Source organism: Allomuricauda sp. MMSF_3307 (genome assembly GCF_030733585.1).
Lineage (GTDB): Bacteria > Bacteroidota > Bacteroidia > Flavobacteriales > Flavobacteriaceae > Flagellimonas.
On record NZ_JASHIQ010000003.1, the window covers coordinates 174830 to 191369 of the forward strand.

Consider the following 16540-nt stretch of genomic DNA (forward strand, 5'->3'; position numbering starts at 1 on the left):
TGCTTTTTCTAAGATAAGCCATAGAAACAAAAGAACCCACTGCCAGTGTATTTTTATCAGGATCGTTTCGGGTCGCTTTGTTTTCAATTATATTTGTTGAAGCATGAACGAGAATCTAGATCCATCCGCAGAAAACTTTTCGCCAGAAGAGCTCGATATTGAAAGAGCATTGCGTCCCGTCAGTTTTGATGATTTTACGGGACAGGCACAGGTATTGGAAAACCTAAAGGTTTTTGTGCAAGCGGCCAACTTAAGAGGAGAGGCTTTGGACCATACCCTATTTCATGGTCCCCCAGGGTTGGGAAAAACGACCTTGGCCCATATTTTGGCCAACGAGCTGGGCGTAAACATCAAAGTGACCTCGGGTCCGGTACTGGATAAACCAGGGGATTTGGCTGGATTGTTGACCAATCTGGATGAGCGTGATGTGCTTTTTATTGATGAAATCCACAGATTAAGTCCCATTGTGGAGGAGTACCTGTACTCGGCCATGGAGGATTATAAGATTGATATCATGATCGAAACGGGCCCAAATGCTCGTTCTGTGCAAATCAACCTCAGTCCTTTTACCTTGATCGGGGCGACGACCCGTTCGGGCTTGCTTACCGCACCGATGCGTGCCCGTTTTGGGATTCAGAGCCGTTTGGAATATTACAATACCGAACTGTTGTCTACCATCGTGGAGCGCAGTGCTGAAATATTAAAAGTGCCCATCACCACCGATGCGGCCATTGAAATTGCAGGCCGTAGCCGGGGAACCCCCAGAATATGTAACGCCCTTTTGCGAAGGGTGCGCGACTTTGCACAAATTAAAGGGAACGGCAATATTGACCTCGAAATATCGCAGTTTGGTCTCAAAGCGCTCAACGTGGATGCCCATGGTCTGGATGAAATGGACAACAAGATACTTACCACCATCATTGATAAATTCAAAGGCGGCCCCGTAGGAATCACCACATTGGCCACAGCAGTATCCGAAAGTGCCGAGACCTTGGAAGAGGTGTACGAACCTTTTTTGATTCAACAAGGGTTTATCATGCGTACGCCAAGGGGCAGGGAGGTCACCGAGCTTGCCTACAAACACTTGGGTAAGATGAAAGGTGGAACCCAAGGCGGATTGTTTTGACTTATCGCTTAACTTTTTTAAATCTTTTCGTAATTTTCTAGCTTGTTCGGTTTTACGGAGCGGTGCATTGGCATTCTCCAAAAGTCGTACAGTTCCCAAACCTTAGTCTGCATGCCTGCCAACATGATTTGGAACAAACCATGCGAAACGCCTCACATCCGGACCCGATGCATTCAGGTGCATTCAAGAGCACTACCAAGCAAATAAAGAAGTTGTGTTGGCAACTTGGCATTGGTATGTTTTTAATGCTAGGATTGGGATTTTCGATCGTGCTCCTTGGATTCGGGGGAATACTTGAAAGCAATAGATATGTAAAACATCCCGACGATGTCTATTACTTGGACTATAATGTTTACAATCTTTCCAATTCCGACAAAAATCAAAAAATCAAGGAAGGCTTTGAAATATTCAGGAATACCTCGTCCCATATTGGCCCCAAGCAGCTAGATTCCACCCAAAGATTTGCTGGGAACAATCTGGCATGTGCAAGTTGCCACTTAAATGGAGGTACAAAACCCTACGCCGCACCCTTGATAGGAGTGGTAAAAAGATTTCCACAATATCGAGGGCGCGAAAACACTATGGGAACCATCGAAGAACGCATCAATGGATGTTTGGAACGTAGCATGAACGGAAGGGTAATGCCCGAGGATAGTGATAAAATGACATCATTATTGGCCTATCTGGAATGGTTAGGCAGGGCGGTTCCAATCGATGGAAACATAAAGGGGCAAGGATTTTTAGCCATCGAAATACCCAATAGGGCGGTGGACTTGGACCATGGTGAAACTGTTTTTCAATACCATTGTGTGGAATGTCACGGTCTGGACGGGCAAGGACAGACCCAGGAGGATGGCAGTTATCTTTATCCTCCTTTATGGGGCAATGATTCGTACAACAACGGGGCGGGAATGACGAGAGTGATCACTGCGGCACAATTCATCAAAAGCAATATGCCCTACGGAACCACTTTTGACAATCCTGTACTTACTGATGAAGAGGCATATGATGTTGCCGGATATATCAATCAAAAATTGCGGCCAACAAAACCCAATCGGGAAGTGGATTTTCCTGATTTGACCAAAAAACCTGTTTCTACTCCCTATGGTCCCTATACCGATAGCTTTAGTGAAGAACAACATCAGTTAGGGCCGTTCCAACCCATCATGGACTTTTACAAGGAGGAATATAACATTGTCAAAACCAAATAATTTTGGTTCGGGCAGCGTAAAACTATTCCTATCTTCGTGGTGTGAGTATCCAAAAACATACCCAACTCATCAAAGCTGAGGCCAAGCGTCTCGGATTTTTGTCGTGCGGTATTTCCAAAGCAGGATTTTTGGAGGAGGAAGCCCCCCGTTTGGAAAAATGGCTCAACCAAAACATGCATGGCGAAATGCAGTATATGGAAAACCATTTTGATAAACGATTGGACCCCACCAAATTGGTCGAAGGTTCCAAATCCGTGATTTCCCTTTTGCTGAACTACTTTCCATCTGAACAGCAAAATCCGGATTCCTATAAGATTTCCAAGTATGCCTACGGAATGGATTATCACTATGTGATAAAGGATAAATTGAAAAGCCTTCTTCATTTCATTCAAGAAGAAATAGGAGAGGTGCACGGAAGGGCCTTTGTGGATTCGGCCCCGGTTTTGGACAAGGCATGGGCGGCAAAAAGCGGCCTGGGGTGGATCGGGAAAAACAGTAATCTCCTTACCCAGCAGGTAGGCTCCTTTTATTTTGTGGCCGAACTCATCGTAGATCTGGAATTGGAATACGATGCTCCCGTTACCGACCATTGCGGAACCTGCACGGCCTGTATCGATGCTTGCCCTACCGAAGCCATTGTGCAGCCGTATGTGGTGGATGGCAGCAAGTGTATCTCCTACCTGACCATTGAGCTCAAAAATGAAATTCCTTCCGAATTTGAGGGCAAATTGGACGACTGGATGTTCGGTTGCGATGTGTGCCAGGATGTGTGCCCTTGGAACCGTTTTTCCCAATCGCACCGTGAACCTTTGTTTGACCCCAATCCCGAATTGTTGTCCTTCACCAAAAAGGATTGGGAGGAAATTACGGAAGATGTTTTTAAAAAGGTGTTCCAGAAATCTGCAGTAAAGCGAACGAAGCTTTCTGGGCTTCGGCGAAACATCGACTTTCTCAAAGAATAACATTTTACGCCCAATCAAATTCAAAAACTAGGCTTTCTGAAAGATAAAAAATGCTATATTGAGCAATATTTTTGAAGGATTCACATTTTTTCAAAGGTGATATTGCAGACCAACTAAAGGGATAGTATGATCAAAATCAAGAAGCCCAAACTCAGTTTTTGGCAAATTTTCAATATGAATGTTGGGTTCCTTGGAATCCAGTACAGTTTCGGATTACAGCAAAGTGCCATCAACCCTATCTTTCTTTTTTTGGGTGCCAAAGAGGAATTGTTGCCCATTTTAAATATAGCCGGTCCAGTAACGGGTTTGATTGTACAGCCCATTATTGGTGCTATCTCGGATAAAACTTGGTCGCCAAAATGGGGAAGACGGAAACCGTTTTTCCTTATAGGTGCGATTATGGGCAGTTTATGTCTGTTCTTGTTTCCATTGAGTCCGGCCCTGTGGTTCGCCGTAGGATTATTATGGATTTTGGATGTGGGGAACAATATGGCCATGGAACCCTATCGAGCTTTTGTCGGTGATAAATTGCCGGAATCACAGTTCAGTATCGGATATCAAATGCAGAGCCTTTTTGTGGGTGCTGGTATTCTATTGGCCAATGCGTCCATCTTTTTGTTCCAAGATTGGTTTGGAGGCGGTCAAGAAGTGGAAGGTGCGGTGCCCAAATGGCTGTACTACTCATTCTTTATTGGTTCCTTCCTTTCCATAGCCACCATTTTATGGTCGGTCGCAAAAACACCGGAAATACCCCCTACCAATGAGGAGTTGGCAGATATCAACAAGCATAAGGCCCTGCCATTTGCAGAAAGATTTAAGGTGCCTTTTGTGGAAATAGCCCATGCAGTGAAGGATATGCCCAAGTTTATGTGGAAGCTCTCTGCTGTGTACCTGTTCCAATGGTACGCGTTATTTGTCTACTGGCAGTTTATTACTCCCTTGTTCAGGGTTTCCTTGGGATATGATACCTCGGAAGCAGCAGCACAGGCCGCCAAAATGAGTACCACCTATAACGTGGTCACCGCGGTGGTCGCATTGGTGTTGGTGCCATTGACGATGCGTTTTGGGGGCAAGAAAATTTACGCACTTAGTTTGTTTGGAACTGCAATCGCTCTTTTTGCCATACCCTACATCCAAGATCCGGTATATGTACTGTTCCCCATGGTGCTCTTCGGAATCGGTTGGGCGGCCATGATGGGCATACCGTACAGTATGGTCTCCAAAATTGTTCCACAAGAACGAAGGGGCGTTTATATGGGCATCTTAAATATGATGATCGTAATACCTATGGGGATACAGACCCTCTCTTTTGGGCCTATTTTTAAAAACTTGTTGGGAGCCAATTCGGTGAACGCCATGTTGTTCGCAGGAACCTGTTTTGTGATTGCCTCGGTTCTTGCCATGCGCCTCAACGTGAAAAAGGCGAAGGAAGAGTATCCGTTGGATGCTTGATTCGATGGATTGGTTTGACTTGGAACCAATTTCATAAATTTTTAGGGCCAGACTAAAATTGATATTGGGGATGTTCCTTTAAAACCATGGAATACCCTAACTTTACCTATTCATTTTTTGAATATATGAGCAAGGAAAAGCAAAGACGCGAAGCATTACTGTACCACGCAAAGCCACAACCCGGAAAAATAAAGATTGTACCCACCAAGCCCTATTCCACCCAGCGGGATTTGGCACTGGCCTATTCTCCAGGAGTGGCGGAGCCTTGTTTGGAAATTGAGAAGAACAAGGACGATGTTTACAAGTATACCGCCAAAGGAAACATTGTAGCGGTCATCTCCAACGGAACTGCGGTTTTGGGACTTGGCAACATAGGTCCAGAAGCATCTAAGCCAGTGATGGAGGGGAAAAGTTTGCTTTTCAAGATTTTCGCGGATATTGATGGTATCGACATCGAGTTGGACACCACCGATGTGGAGCAATTTATTCAAACTGTAAAGACCATTGCCCCCACCTTTGGTGGAATCAACCTAGAGGACATCAAGGCACCGGAGGCTTTTGAAATCGAACGCCGTTTGAAGGAGGAGTTGGATATTCCCGTAATGCACGATGACCAACATGGAACCGCAATTATTTCGGCGGCAGCCTTGCTGAATGCATTGGAAATAGCCGATAAAAAAATGGAGGACGTCAAGATTGTGGTGAGCGGTGCAGGAGCAGCAGCTGTTTCGTGTACCCGTTTGTACAAATCCTTCGGAGCTCGAGCGGAAAATATTGTGATGTTGGACAGCAAGGGCGTCATTCGAAAGGATAGGGAAAATCTTTCCTCGGAAAAAGAAGAATTTGCCACAGACCGAAAAATAGACACCTTGGAGGAGGCCATGAAGGATTCGGATGTGTTCATCGGGCTTTCCATTGCAGATATTGTCACTCCAGAAATGCTGAACTCCATGGCGGAGAACCCAATCGTTTTTGCCATGGCCAACCCGAACCCGGAAATCGAATACAACTTGGCGATGGATACCCGAGAGGATATCATTATGGCCACAGGGCGCTCCGATCATCCCAACCAAGTAAATAATGTTTTGGGCTTCCCCTTCATTTTTAGGGGAGCACTCGACGTGCGGGCGACCAAAATCAACGAAGAAATGAAGATGGCAGCGGTACGTGCCTTGGCCGATTTGACCCGAGAACCGGTGCCGGAACAGGTGAATATTGCGTATGACACCACCCGATTGACTTTTGGGAGAGACTATATCATTCCAAAGCCCTTTGACCCAAGGTTGATTACCCACGTGCCTCCTGCGGTGGCAAGGGCTGCCATGGAAAGCGGGGTGGCCCGACTTCCCATTCAGGATTGGGACCGATACGAAGAAGAATTGTACCAAAGATCGGGCAACGACAATAAGGTGGTCCGACTGCTCCACAACAGGGCCAAAGTCAATCCGAAACGTATAGTTTTTGCCGAAGCAGAGCTCTTGGATGTGATGAAGGCCGCACAGATCGTGCACGACGAGGGTATTGCGACCCCGATTCTATTGGGGCACAAGCCTACCATTGAAAAACTCAAGGACGAATTGGAGTTTGATGCCGAAGTTCCGATCATTGACCCACGTTCCGACGAATTCAGTGAAATGCGCACTAAGTACGCGTTAAAATTGTGGGAGCTCCGTAAACGAAAGGGGGAGACCAAATACAGCGCTAGGGTGAACATGGGTAAGCGCAACTATTTTGGCGCCATGATGCTCAAGGAAGGTGATGCTGACGGTATGATTTCCGGTTATTCCCGATCATATCCCAAGGTGCTGCGACCCGTTTTTGAAGTGCTGGGGAGGGCCAAGAATGTAAAAAATGCCAGTACGGTAAATATTATGATTACCGATAGGGGACCCCTGTTTTTGGCAGACACCTCCATCAACATAGACCCGAATGCAGAGGAGTTGGCCGAGATTGCCCAGATGACGGCCAATGTGGCCCAGACCTTTGGCTTTAATCCCGTAATGGCCCTGCTTTCCTACGCCAATTTTGGCTCATCGAGCCATCCCAACGCGCAAAAGGTGAAAGAAGCCGTTAGAATCCTGCATGAGCGAAATCCAGATTTAGTGGTCGATGGTGAAATCCAGACCGATTTCGCCCTTGATCCGGAGATGAGCAGCAAGAACTTTCCGTTCTCCAAAATATCCGGCAAAAAGGTCAATACCTTGGTATTTCCCAACTTGGAGTCTGCCAACATCACCTACAAGTTGTTGAAAGGCCTCAACAATGCCGATTCCATTGGTCCGATTATGGTGGGTTTGACCCGTGCAGCGCATATTTTGCAATTGGGTGCCAGTGTGGACGAAATGGTGAACATGGCTGCAGTTGCGGTAATAGATGCCCAAGAACGAGAAAAAAGAAGGAAAGCAAAAATGCAAGGAGAATAACCATAACCAAATAAACCGCCCATGATTACCCACTTAAGAGGGAAGCTCGTAGAGAAGAATCCAACATATGCCATTGTGGAATGCAATGGAGTGGGGTATTTTTTGCATATTTCGTTGCATACCTTCTCCCTGCTCAAGGATGAGGAAAGCATATTTATCTATACCGATTTACTGGTAAAGGAAGACTCGCATACCTTGTTCGGTTTTGCCGAAAGGGCAGAGCGCGATGTGTTCCGTTTATTGATCTCCGTTTCAGGTGTCGGAGCAAGTACGGCACGTACCATGTTGTCTTCCCTGTCCCCATCCGAAGTAAGGGATGCCATAGCCAATGGCGATGTGCCCACAATCCAGTCCATAAAAGGGATTGGAGCCAAAACGGCCCAGCGTGTCATCTTAGACCTTAAGGACAAGATTTTGAAGGTGTACGACATGGGCGAAGTTTCACAACAATCAAACAATACAAATAAAGAAGAAGCGTTATCTGCATTAGAGGTTCTAGGTTTTACCAGAAAGCAATCCGAAAAGGTGGTCGACAAGGTAGTTTCCCAAGATGCCTCGCTAAGCGTAGAGAACATTATTAAACTGGCGCTGAAAAATTTGTAACTAGTTTGAAAAAAGGGGCAAAACCAATACTTAAACCAACACGTTTTAAGTACATTTTCTTTGTTGTTTGTTTGCTGTCCATTTCCACTTTGCTGGGACAGGAAACCAATGAACAAGCTCAGGATTCCACAAAAACTGGAGTTGAGCTTGGCCGCCTTATTTTGGAGAATCCGGACAGCATCGTTGCCAAGTATACCTACGACCCCAAGACCAATACCTATGTGTACACGGAAAGTGTTGGCGATTTCAATGTAAATTACCCCGTAATCCTTACGCCAGAACAGTACTACGATTTGGTGGAAAAGGAGCAAATGAAAGCCTATTTTAAGCAAAAGGCCGATGCCTATTCAGGTAAAAAGGCGGGAAGTGATGAAGCACGTAAAAACTTGCTGCCCAATTTCTATGTCAACAATAACTTTTTTGAGACCATTTTTGGAGGAAACACCATTGAGGTGATTCCCCAAGGGTCCGTTGCCATGGACCTTGGAATTTTATGGCAAAAAAATGACAACCCGGCGCTTTCGCCCAGAAACAGGACCAACCTTTCTTTTGATTTTGATCAGCGCATCAGTCTGAGTTTGCTCGGTAAAGTAGGGGAGCGGCTTCAGGTGACCGCCAATTATGACACGGAGGCTACATTCGATTTTCAGAACTTGGTAAAACTGGATTACACACCGACCGAGGACGATATCCTACGCAAAATTGAAGTCGGTAACGTAAACATGCCGCTCAACAGTTCCCTGATCACTGGGGCTCAGAGTCTTTTTGGGGTTAAAACACAACTTCAATTTGGAAAAACTACGGTTACGGCCGTCTTTTCCGAACAGCGTTCCCAAAACAATACCGTGGTAGCACAGGGTGGTGGCACGGTCAACGAATTTGCCCTGACCGCTTTGGATTATGACGAGGACCGTCACTTTTTCTTGGCGCACTATTTTCGAGATAACTACGATAGGGCCTTGGAATTCTATCCCTTTATCCAGACCCAGGTGCAGATTACCCGCTTGGAGGTTTGGGTAACCAACCGAAACCAGCAGACACAGAATGTTAGAAATGTAGTGGCCATCCAAGATTTGGGAGAGGCTCTTTCCGATAATACCCGTATCGGTATCAACAACGGAGACCCAGCAGGCTTTTTTAATGGTTCGGCGGTAGCAACAGGGCTTCCACAGAATGCGGCCAACGCATATGATCCCAATCAAATCGGGAGCGGTGCCCTAACACCTGCCATACGGGATATCGCCACCGCAGCATCTGGTTTCAATGTTCCCGGGTACAGTGTAAACGAAGGATTTGATTATGCCATTCTGGAAAATGCCCGAAAACTGGAACCCGGACGGGATTATGAGTTCGATTCCCAATTGGGATATATCTCGCTTAGCCAAAGTTTGAGCAACGATGAGGTGTTGGGTGTAGCCTTTCAATACACCTTTGGTGGGCAGGTATTCCAAGTGGGGGAATTTGCCAATGGTGGGGTGGACGCCACCACCGTGCCGCCCAATTCCAATTTGATAGAAAACAATGCATTGGTATTGAAGTTGCTCAAAAGTAACATTACCAATGTTCAGGATCCCATTTGGGATTTGATGATGAAAAATATCTATTCCACGGGAGCCTATCAATTGAGCCAGGAAGATTTTAAACTCAATATCCTGTACTCCGATCCAACGCCAAGAAACTACATCACCCCTGTTGATGCCAACGCAGGTTGGCCATCCGGATTGGAAGACCAAATTTTGCTCAACGTTTTCAATTTGGACCGTTTGAACATTTACAACGATGTGCAGGCCGGCGGGGACGGATTTTTCGATTATGTGGAAGGTATTACCGTAGATTCCCAATCGGGACGGATTATTTTTACCAAGGTGGAACCGTTCGGGGAATACCTTTTTGAACGTTTGGGTGGTGGGGTCTACGATGTGGAAGAAGATCAAGGGTACAATCCGAACCAACGAAAATATGTGTTCCGTAATATGTATGCCAAGACCAAGGCGGCATCGTTACAGGATGCGGAAAAAAACCGATTTCAGATCAAGGGTCGGTACACCTCACAATCCAACAACGGAATTCCCATCGGGGCGTTCAACGTGCCGCAGGGTTCCGTTACGGTTACGGCGGGTGGGCGCCAACTGCAGGAAGGTATCGACTACACCGTGAACTATCAGGCAGGAACGGTTCAGCTTTTGGACCCTAGTTTGGAGGCTTCCAATACACCCATCAATATTTCGGTGGAGAACAACGCAGTGTTTGGTCAGCAGACCCGACGTTTTGCCGGGGTAAATGTGGAGCACAAGTTCAACGAGAACTTTGTTTTGGGCGGAACCCTTCTCAATTTGAACGAACGCCCGTTGACACAAAAATCAAACTATGGCATTGAGCCAGTCAACAATACCATTTTTGGGCTGAATGGTAATTTTAGTACGGAAATACCATTTCTGACCCGATTGGCCAATAAATTACCGAACATTGATACTGATGTGCCCTCCAATTTATCATTGAGGGGCGAAGTGGCTTTCTTGAGACCCAATTCACCAAAGAATGCCGATTTTAGAGGTGAGACCACCACGTATTTGGATGATTTTGAAGGAGCCCAAGCACTGATTGATATCCGTTCTTCCTTGGGATGGAGCTTGGCGAGCCCACCAGTGGAATTTATTAATGATAGAACTGGAATAGATGTAGGTTTTGAAAGGGCAAAAATGGCCTGGTACACCATCGACCCTATTTTTTACACGAACCAACGCCCCACCGGAATGTCCGATAACGATATTTCCTCAAATGCTACGCGTCGCGTATTTATTGATGAGGTCTTTACCGAGACAGATATTGCCCAAGGGCAGACCCAGGTGCAGAGTACTTTGGATATTGTATACTACCCTAATCAAAAAGGACCATACAACGCCAACCCAAGTTTTGAAACCGAAACCCCTGATGCAAAATGGGGTGGAATCATGCGGCCTTTGAGCAGTACCAATTTTGAGCAATCCAACGTGGAATTTGTCCAGTTTTGGGTATTGGATCCCTACATAGACGGGGAAACTACCGATGCCAACGTGGGTGAACTGGTGCTGAATTTGGGTAATATATCGGAGGACATCCTAAGGGACGGAAGGAAACAATACGAAAACGGTTTGCCCGCGAGCACGAACAATGAGATCCCTAGGGAAACCATATGGGGTCAAGTGCCCTCTACCCAATCCTTGGTGTATGCTTTTGATGCCGATGAGACCAACAGGGCCGCCCAAGATCTTGGTCTGGATGGGTTTGACGACGCTGCCGAGGCCACCATCTACAATGGCCCAGCAGAAGATCCTGCCTTGGATAACTATCGCTACTATTTGAATAGGGAAGGTAGCATCTTGGAGCGGTATTTGGATTTCAACAATACGGAAGGAAACTCGCCCGTTGCCGTAACCAATACCAATCGAGGTTCCACCACCTTGCCCGATGTGGAGGATATTGACCGCGATTTGACCATGAATACCGTAAACAGTTATTACGAGTATCGCATCCAGATAAAACCCAATACCACGGTTGATGATAAGTACGTGACCGATATCCGCGAAGGTTTGACCCCAACATTGCCCAATGGGACACAATTGAACCGCAGGTGGATCCAGTACAAAATCCCGCTGAGCGACTTCACCGATGCCGTAGGCGGAATCTCCGATTTTAGGTCCATCAGCTTCATGCGGATGTATCTTACCGGCTTTTCTGATGATGTAGTGCTGCGATTTGCGACCTTGGATTTGGTTCGAGGTGATTGGAGGACATTCACCCGATCTTTGCAACCCGATGTGGACAACGATCCTTCCGATGATGCAACGGTAACCGATGTGAACACGGTGAATATTGAGGAGAACTTTGGCAGGCAGCCCATACCCTACGTATTGCCTCCAGGTGTTATCCGGGAACAATTGAACAACAACAATACCATCATCCGACAGAACGAGCAATCTCTTTCCTTTGTGGTGGAGAATTTGGAGTCCCAGGATTCCCGTGGGGTGTTCAAAAATGTGAACATTGATGTCCGCCAATACGAGCGCTTAAAAATGTTCATGCACGCCGAAAAAATATTCAATACCGATTATTCCGATAGCGATACGCCTTTGGTCGGTTTCTTACGAATAGGTACCGATTTCACGGAAAACTTTTATCAGATAGAGCTTCCGCTTCAGTTTACGCCCTTTGGTTCCACATCGGCCGAGGAAATTTGGCCCGATGTCAATGAGATAGATGTCGCCCTCAGCGATTTGAACAAGGTGAAGTCAAAGGGGATATCCGATCAAACTTTGGATGACATCAATTATTATGAAATTGTGGATGGCGAAGCCGTTCTGGTTGATGAATTTGCGCCCCGTACCTTGGGAAGAATCAGGATCGGGATTCGAGGTAATCCGTCATTGGGAAGTATCCGGGGCATGATGGTAGGTGTCAAGAACATTGACGACCTTCCGGCCCGTGGCGAGGTCTGGTTTAACGAATTGCGTTTGGCCGGTCTTCAGAACAGCGGAGGTTGGGCCGCAACCGCTGCCTTGGACGCCAATATGGCTGATTTTGCCAACGTCACCGCAACTGGAAGTCGAAGCACTTCAGGTTTTGGCTCCATCGACCAAACCCCGATTGAACGTGCCTTGGAGGACGCCATTTCGTATGACGTAGTGACCAATGTAAACGTGGGCCAATTATTCCCCAAAAAGTGGAACCTGCAATTGCCCTTCAACTACGGGATTTCAGAAACCTTGATCACTCCGGAATTTGACCCGGTATACGACGATTTACGTTTGGATGACAGAATTGCGGCAGCCGCAACCGCCGAAGAGGCCGAAACCATCAAAGAGCAGGCGGAAGATTATACCAAGCGGACCAGCATCAACCTTATCGGGGTAAGAAAAAATAGGGGAGAGGAAGCCGAGGAGAATTTCTTCGATGTGGAGAACTTCACCTTTAATTATTCCTACAACGAGACCGACCATCGAGATTTTGAGGTGGCCGAACTTAGGGACCAAAACGTGACCACCGGGTTTGTGTACAACCATAACTTTAAACCCGCACCTGTGGCGCCCTTTGCCAAAAAGGACTCTGTGCTCACTGGCAAGTATTGGCAATGGCTCAAGGATTTGAACTTTAACGCCCTGCCCACAAGTTTGTCCGTAAACGCCAATTACAACCGTTCCTTTAATCAACAGCGATACAGGGATGTATTGGAGCCAGGGGTTGAAGCGTTGGAACTGCCCTTGTTGCAACAGCGTAATTATCTCTTCAATTGGCAATATGCCCTTAACTACAGTTTGACGAAATCCTTGCGGTTGAATTTAACCGCGTCCAACAATAACATCGTCCGGAACTATTTTAATGTGGATGACGACCCTGATTCTGGAATCGACCAAACCCTAAATCTTTGGGATGGATTTTTTGATGTAGGTGAACCCAACAGGCACGCCCAGCAGATGCAATTGAATTACGAACTACCCTTTAGCAAAATACCGTTCCTCAATTTCATCAACGCACAATATACCTACACCAGTAATTTTGACTGGCAGCGTGGTGGTGATGCGTTGCGTGAAGTGGCCAACGAGGACATCAATGTGGTGCAAAATGCAAGTACCCATAGCCTCACGGCCAATATGAGCATGCAGCGACTATACGATTTCTTGGGACTTAAAAAGCGAGACGGGAAGGTAACCGCTACGCAAGCTGCAGTGCGAAGGGACAAAGCAGGAAATCCCGCCAACGGTGAGGATGACAATGCTCCCAAAAAGACCAGTAAAAGCTTCAATACCTTGGTGGATGTGCTGACTATGGTAAAGCGGGTCAATGTGAATTACAGTGAAAACCGCGGAACCGTATTGCCCGGATACACCCAATCCATCGGATTTATTGGTACCACGAGGCCTACCTTGGGCTTTGTTTTCGGAAGTCAGGCCGATGTTCGGTTCGAGGCCGCGCGTAATGGATGGTTGACGGATTACCCCGAATATAGCCGCCAGTTTATGCAAAACACCAACAAGCAGCTCAATATTACGGCAACCGCACAGCCCACACAGGATTTGACCATCGATTTGAATGCGGATAGAAACTTTATGAGCTCCTTGCAGGAAAGTTACAGCCCTGGGGAATGGGCCAATGGACAAGATGGTCTGATCAACGAAATGGGCAACTTCAGTATTTCAACGGTCATGATCGGTACCGTATTCCGAAAGAGCGATGAGTTTGACTCTGAAACCTTTGAGCAATTCAAACAAAATAGAATAACCATAGCGAACCGATTGGTATCGGATAGGGGCGAAACACCTGGAACCTTGGATGAGGATGGTTTCCCCGAACGCTACGGCAAAACACAGCAGGATGTATTATTGCCTGCATTCTTTGCAGCCTATACGGGTCAGGACGTGAACCGGGTAAATATGGATGCCTTTCGTGAAATCCCGATTCCCAACTGGAATGTAAAGTACACCGGTTTGATGAAAAACCGTTGGTTCAAGAAGAAATTCAAGCGTTTTTCCTTGAGCCATGGGTATCGGGCCGCCTACAGTGTAAACTCCTTCCAGACCAATTTGGAACGACAGAATACCACGTTTGACCCTGAAAATGGGGACTTGCTTCCAAAGACGCTCATCAACAATGTGGTGCTGACCGATGAGTTCAGTCCTTTGATTCGAGTGGATTTTGAAATGCAGAATTCCTTTAGCTTTTTGGGAGAGATTCGCACCAGCCGAACCTTGTCCCTAAGTTTCGACAATAATCTTCTAACGGAAATCAACGGTGACGAATACACCGTGGGATTAGGGTATCGTTTCAAGGATGTGAAATTCGTGACCAATATTGGAGGTGAAAAGACAAGGCTCAAAGGCGACCTTAACTTGAAGGCGGACGTTTCGCTTCGCGATAACATTACCATCATCCGCAATTTGGATATCGATAACAACCAGATTACTTCCGGACAACGGTTGATGTCCGTAAAGTTCACCGCGGATTACGCCTTGAGCAAAAGTTTGAATGCCCTTTTCTTTTACGATCATGCTTTCTCGGAATTTGCCGTTTCCACCGCATTTCCGCAGACCACGATCAATGCAGGCTTTACCCTGCGGTACAACTTTGGCAACTAATTACCGGTAGAATCCATTTTTCTCGTATTTTGTCCACATGTTTGCTTGAAAAGCTTTCGGCAATCAGTTACATTTGCCCATCTACTAATTCAAAAATAGAGTAATGAACATACCATCAGAATTAAAGTACACCAAGGACCATGAGTGGGTCAAGATAGATGGAGATACCGCTACCGTAGGAATCACGGATTTTGCCCAAAGCGAATTGGGTGACATTGTTTATGTGGAAGTGGAGACTTTGGACGAAACCTTGGACAAAGAGGAAGTGTTTGGAACTGTGGAAGCTGTTAAAACTGTTTCCGATTTGTTTTTGCCCCTAAGTGGTGAAATCGTGGAGTTCAATGAGTCCTTGGAAGACGAACCAGAAAAGGTAAATACCGACCCTTATGGTGATGGATGGATGATCAAAATTAAAATAAGTGACCCTTCGGAGGTCGATGGTCTGATGAGTGCCGACGACTACAAGGAATTGATCGGTGCGTAAAACAATTGGATATACCTTATTATTTATAAGCTGGGTAGTGGTCATCACCATGCTCAGCTTATTTTCTTTCCCAGCCATGGACTTGGACCCTGGGAGTTTTAATGTTCCCTATGCCGATAAAATCACCCACTTTATATTCTACTTGGTGTTCGCCTTTGTAGGCTGCATGAGTGTAAGGGAAAGAACCATGGGAAACCTTGGTCTGGTCAAAACCATTAGGATTGTTTTGGTTTTGGCCATTATATATGGTATACTTATTGAGATCTTACAGTACACACTGACCACAGATCGTATGGCCGAGTTGGGCGATGTTTTTGCAAATACATTGGGAGCATTTGCAGGAATAGGACTAATTCGGTGGGTTTTTTCCAAGAAAAACCCGTTAAAATGGAAATTTTAATTGTTTATTTAACCAATTAATAATTAAATTAGCAAACACTAAATTTAGAAAAGGAGAAAAAGGATGGAACCAAAAAAGAACCCGAAAGCAGACGTAGGAAGAAACAGTACCCTGTACTTTGTTATAGGATTGGCTGCTGTTTTGGCATTGGTCTACGGAGCCATGGAGTGGAAAAAGTACGACAAGGCCAATAACTACGACATTTCGATGAATGTTGAAGATCAATTGGACGAAGAAGTGCCGATGACAGAGCAGATAAAGACTCCACCGCCACCACCGCCACCTGCTGCCCCCGAAGTTATCGAGGTTGTAGAGGATGAAGAAGAAGTGGAAGAGACCGTAATCGAGTCTACCGAAACAAGCCAAGAAGAAGAGGTTATAGAAATCGAAGAGGTTGAAGTGGAAGAAGTGGAAGAAGACATTTCCGTACCCTTCGCCGTAATTGAGGATGTGCCTGTTTTTCCAGGTTGTGAGAACGCCAAGGATAAAAAAGCATGTTTCCAAGAAATGATGCAGAACCACATTCGTAAGAACTTCCGCTACCCAGAAATCGCCCAAGAAATGGGAGTCCAAGGTAGGGTTAGTGTTATTTTTGTGATTCAAAAAGATGGAAGCATAGGTAACATTAGAATGCGTGGTCCAGATAAAAACTTGGAAGCCGAGGCAAGAAGAATCATTGAAAAATTGCCAAAGATGACCCCTGGAAAACAAAGAGGTCGTCCGGTTAAGGTACCATTCAGTATTCCAATTACCTTTAAGTTGCAATAAAA

10 protein-coding genes are annotated in these 16540 nt (G+C 46.1%); all 10 read left to right on the forward strand.

The window, feature by feature from the left end:
• The first annotated feature begins 103 nt into the window (after nt 1-103).
• Nucleotides 104-1126: a Holliday junction branch migration DNA helicase RuvB gene (gene ruvB / locus RBB12_RS09145; RefSeq protein WP_179383683.1), complete on the forward strand. Its 1023-nt coding sequence runs from the start codon at nt 104-106 to the stop codon at nt 1124-1126.
• A 140-nt stretch (nt 1127-1266) separates the two neighbouring features.
• Nucleotides 1267-2337 carry a c-type cytochrome gene (locus tag RBB12_RS09150; protein ID WP_306013693.1) on the forward strand — a complete coding sequence of 357 codons (1071 nt, stop codon included), beginning with the start codon at nt 1267-1269 and terminating at the stop codon, nt 2335-2337.
• 41 nt (nt 2338-2378) lie between these two features.
• On the forward strand, nt 2379-3299 hold the full coding sequence (gene queG / locus RBB12_RS09155; RefSeq protein WP_306013692.1) for a tRNA epoxyqueuosine(34) reductase QueG: 921 nt from the start codon (nt 2379-2381) through the stop codon (nt 3297-3299).
• Between the two features lie 126 nt (nt 3300-3425).
• The gene (locus tag RBB12_RS09160; protein WP_409557902.1) at nt 3426-4751 is read left to right on the forward strand and encodes an MFS transporter; all 1326 of its coding nucleotides are present in this window, start codon (nt 3426-3428) and stop codon (nt 4749-4751) included.
• A gap of 125 nt (nt 4752-4876) precedes the next feature.
• Nucleotides 4877-7174 (forward strand): NADP-dependent malic enzyme, encoded by a 2298-nt coding sequence (locus tag RBB12_RS09165; RefSeq protein ID WP_306013816.1) that lies wholly within the window; start codon nt 4877-4879, stop codon nt 7172-7174.
• 21 nt (nt 7175-7195) lie between these two features.
• Complete coding sequence (gene ruvA, locus RBB12_RS09170; RefSeq protein ID WP_293284255.1) at nt 7196-7777, forward strand: Holliday junction branch migration protein RuvA; 582 nt, start codon at nt 7196-7198, stop codon at nt 7775-7777.
• 5 nt (nt 7778-7782) lie between these two features.
• On the forward strand, nt 7783-14886 hold the full coding sequence (gene sprA / locus RBB12_RS09175) for a cell surface protein SprA (protein WP_306013691.1): 7104 nt from the start codon (nt 7783-7785) through the stop codon (nt 14884-14886).
• A 103-nt stretch (nt 14887-14989) separates the two neighbouring features.
• Nucleotides 14990-15370 (forward strand): glycine cleavage system protein GcvH, encoded by a 381-nt coding sequence (gene gcvH / locus RBB12_RS09180; protein ID WP_127142292.1) that lies wholly within the window; start codon nt 14990-14992, stop codon nt 15368-15370.
• Entirely contained in the window at nt 15363-15770 is a 408-nt protein-coding gene (locus tag RBB12_RS09185) for a VanZ family protein (protein ID WP_306013690.1), read from the forward strand. Before gcvH ends, RBB12_RS09185 begins: the two co-directional genes overlap by 8 nt.
• 63 nt (nt 15771-15833) lie before the next feature.
• Nucleotides 15834-16538 carry an energy transducer TonB gene (locus RBB12_RS09190; protein ID WP_127142294.1) on the forward strand — a complete coding sequence of 235 codons (705 nt, stop codon included), beginning with the start codon at nt 15834-15836 and terminating at the stop codon, nt 16536-16538.
• Nucleotides 16539-16540: the final 2 nt, after the last annotated feature.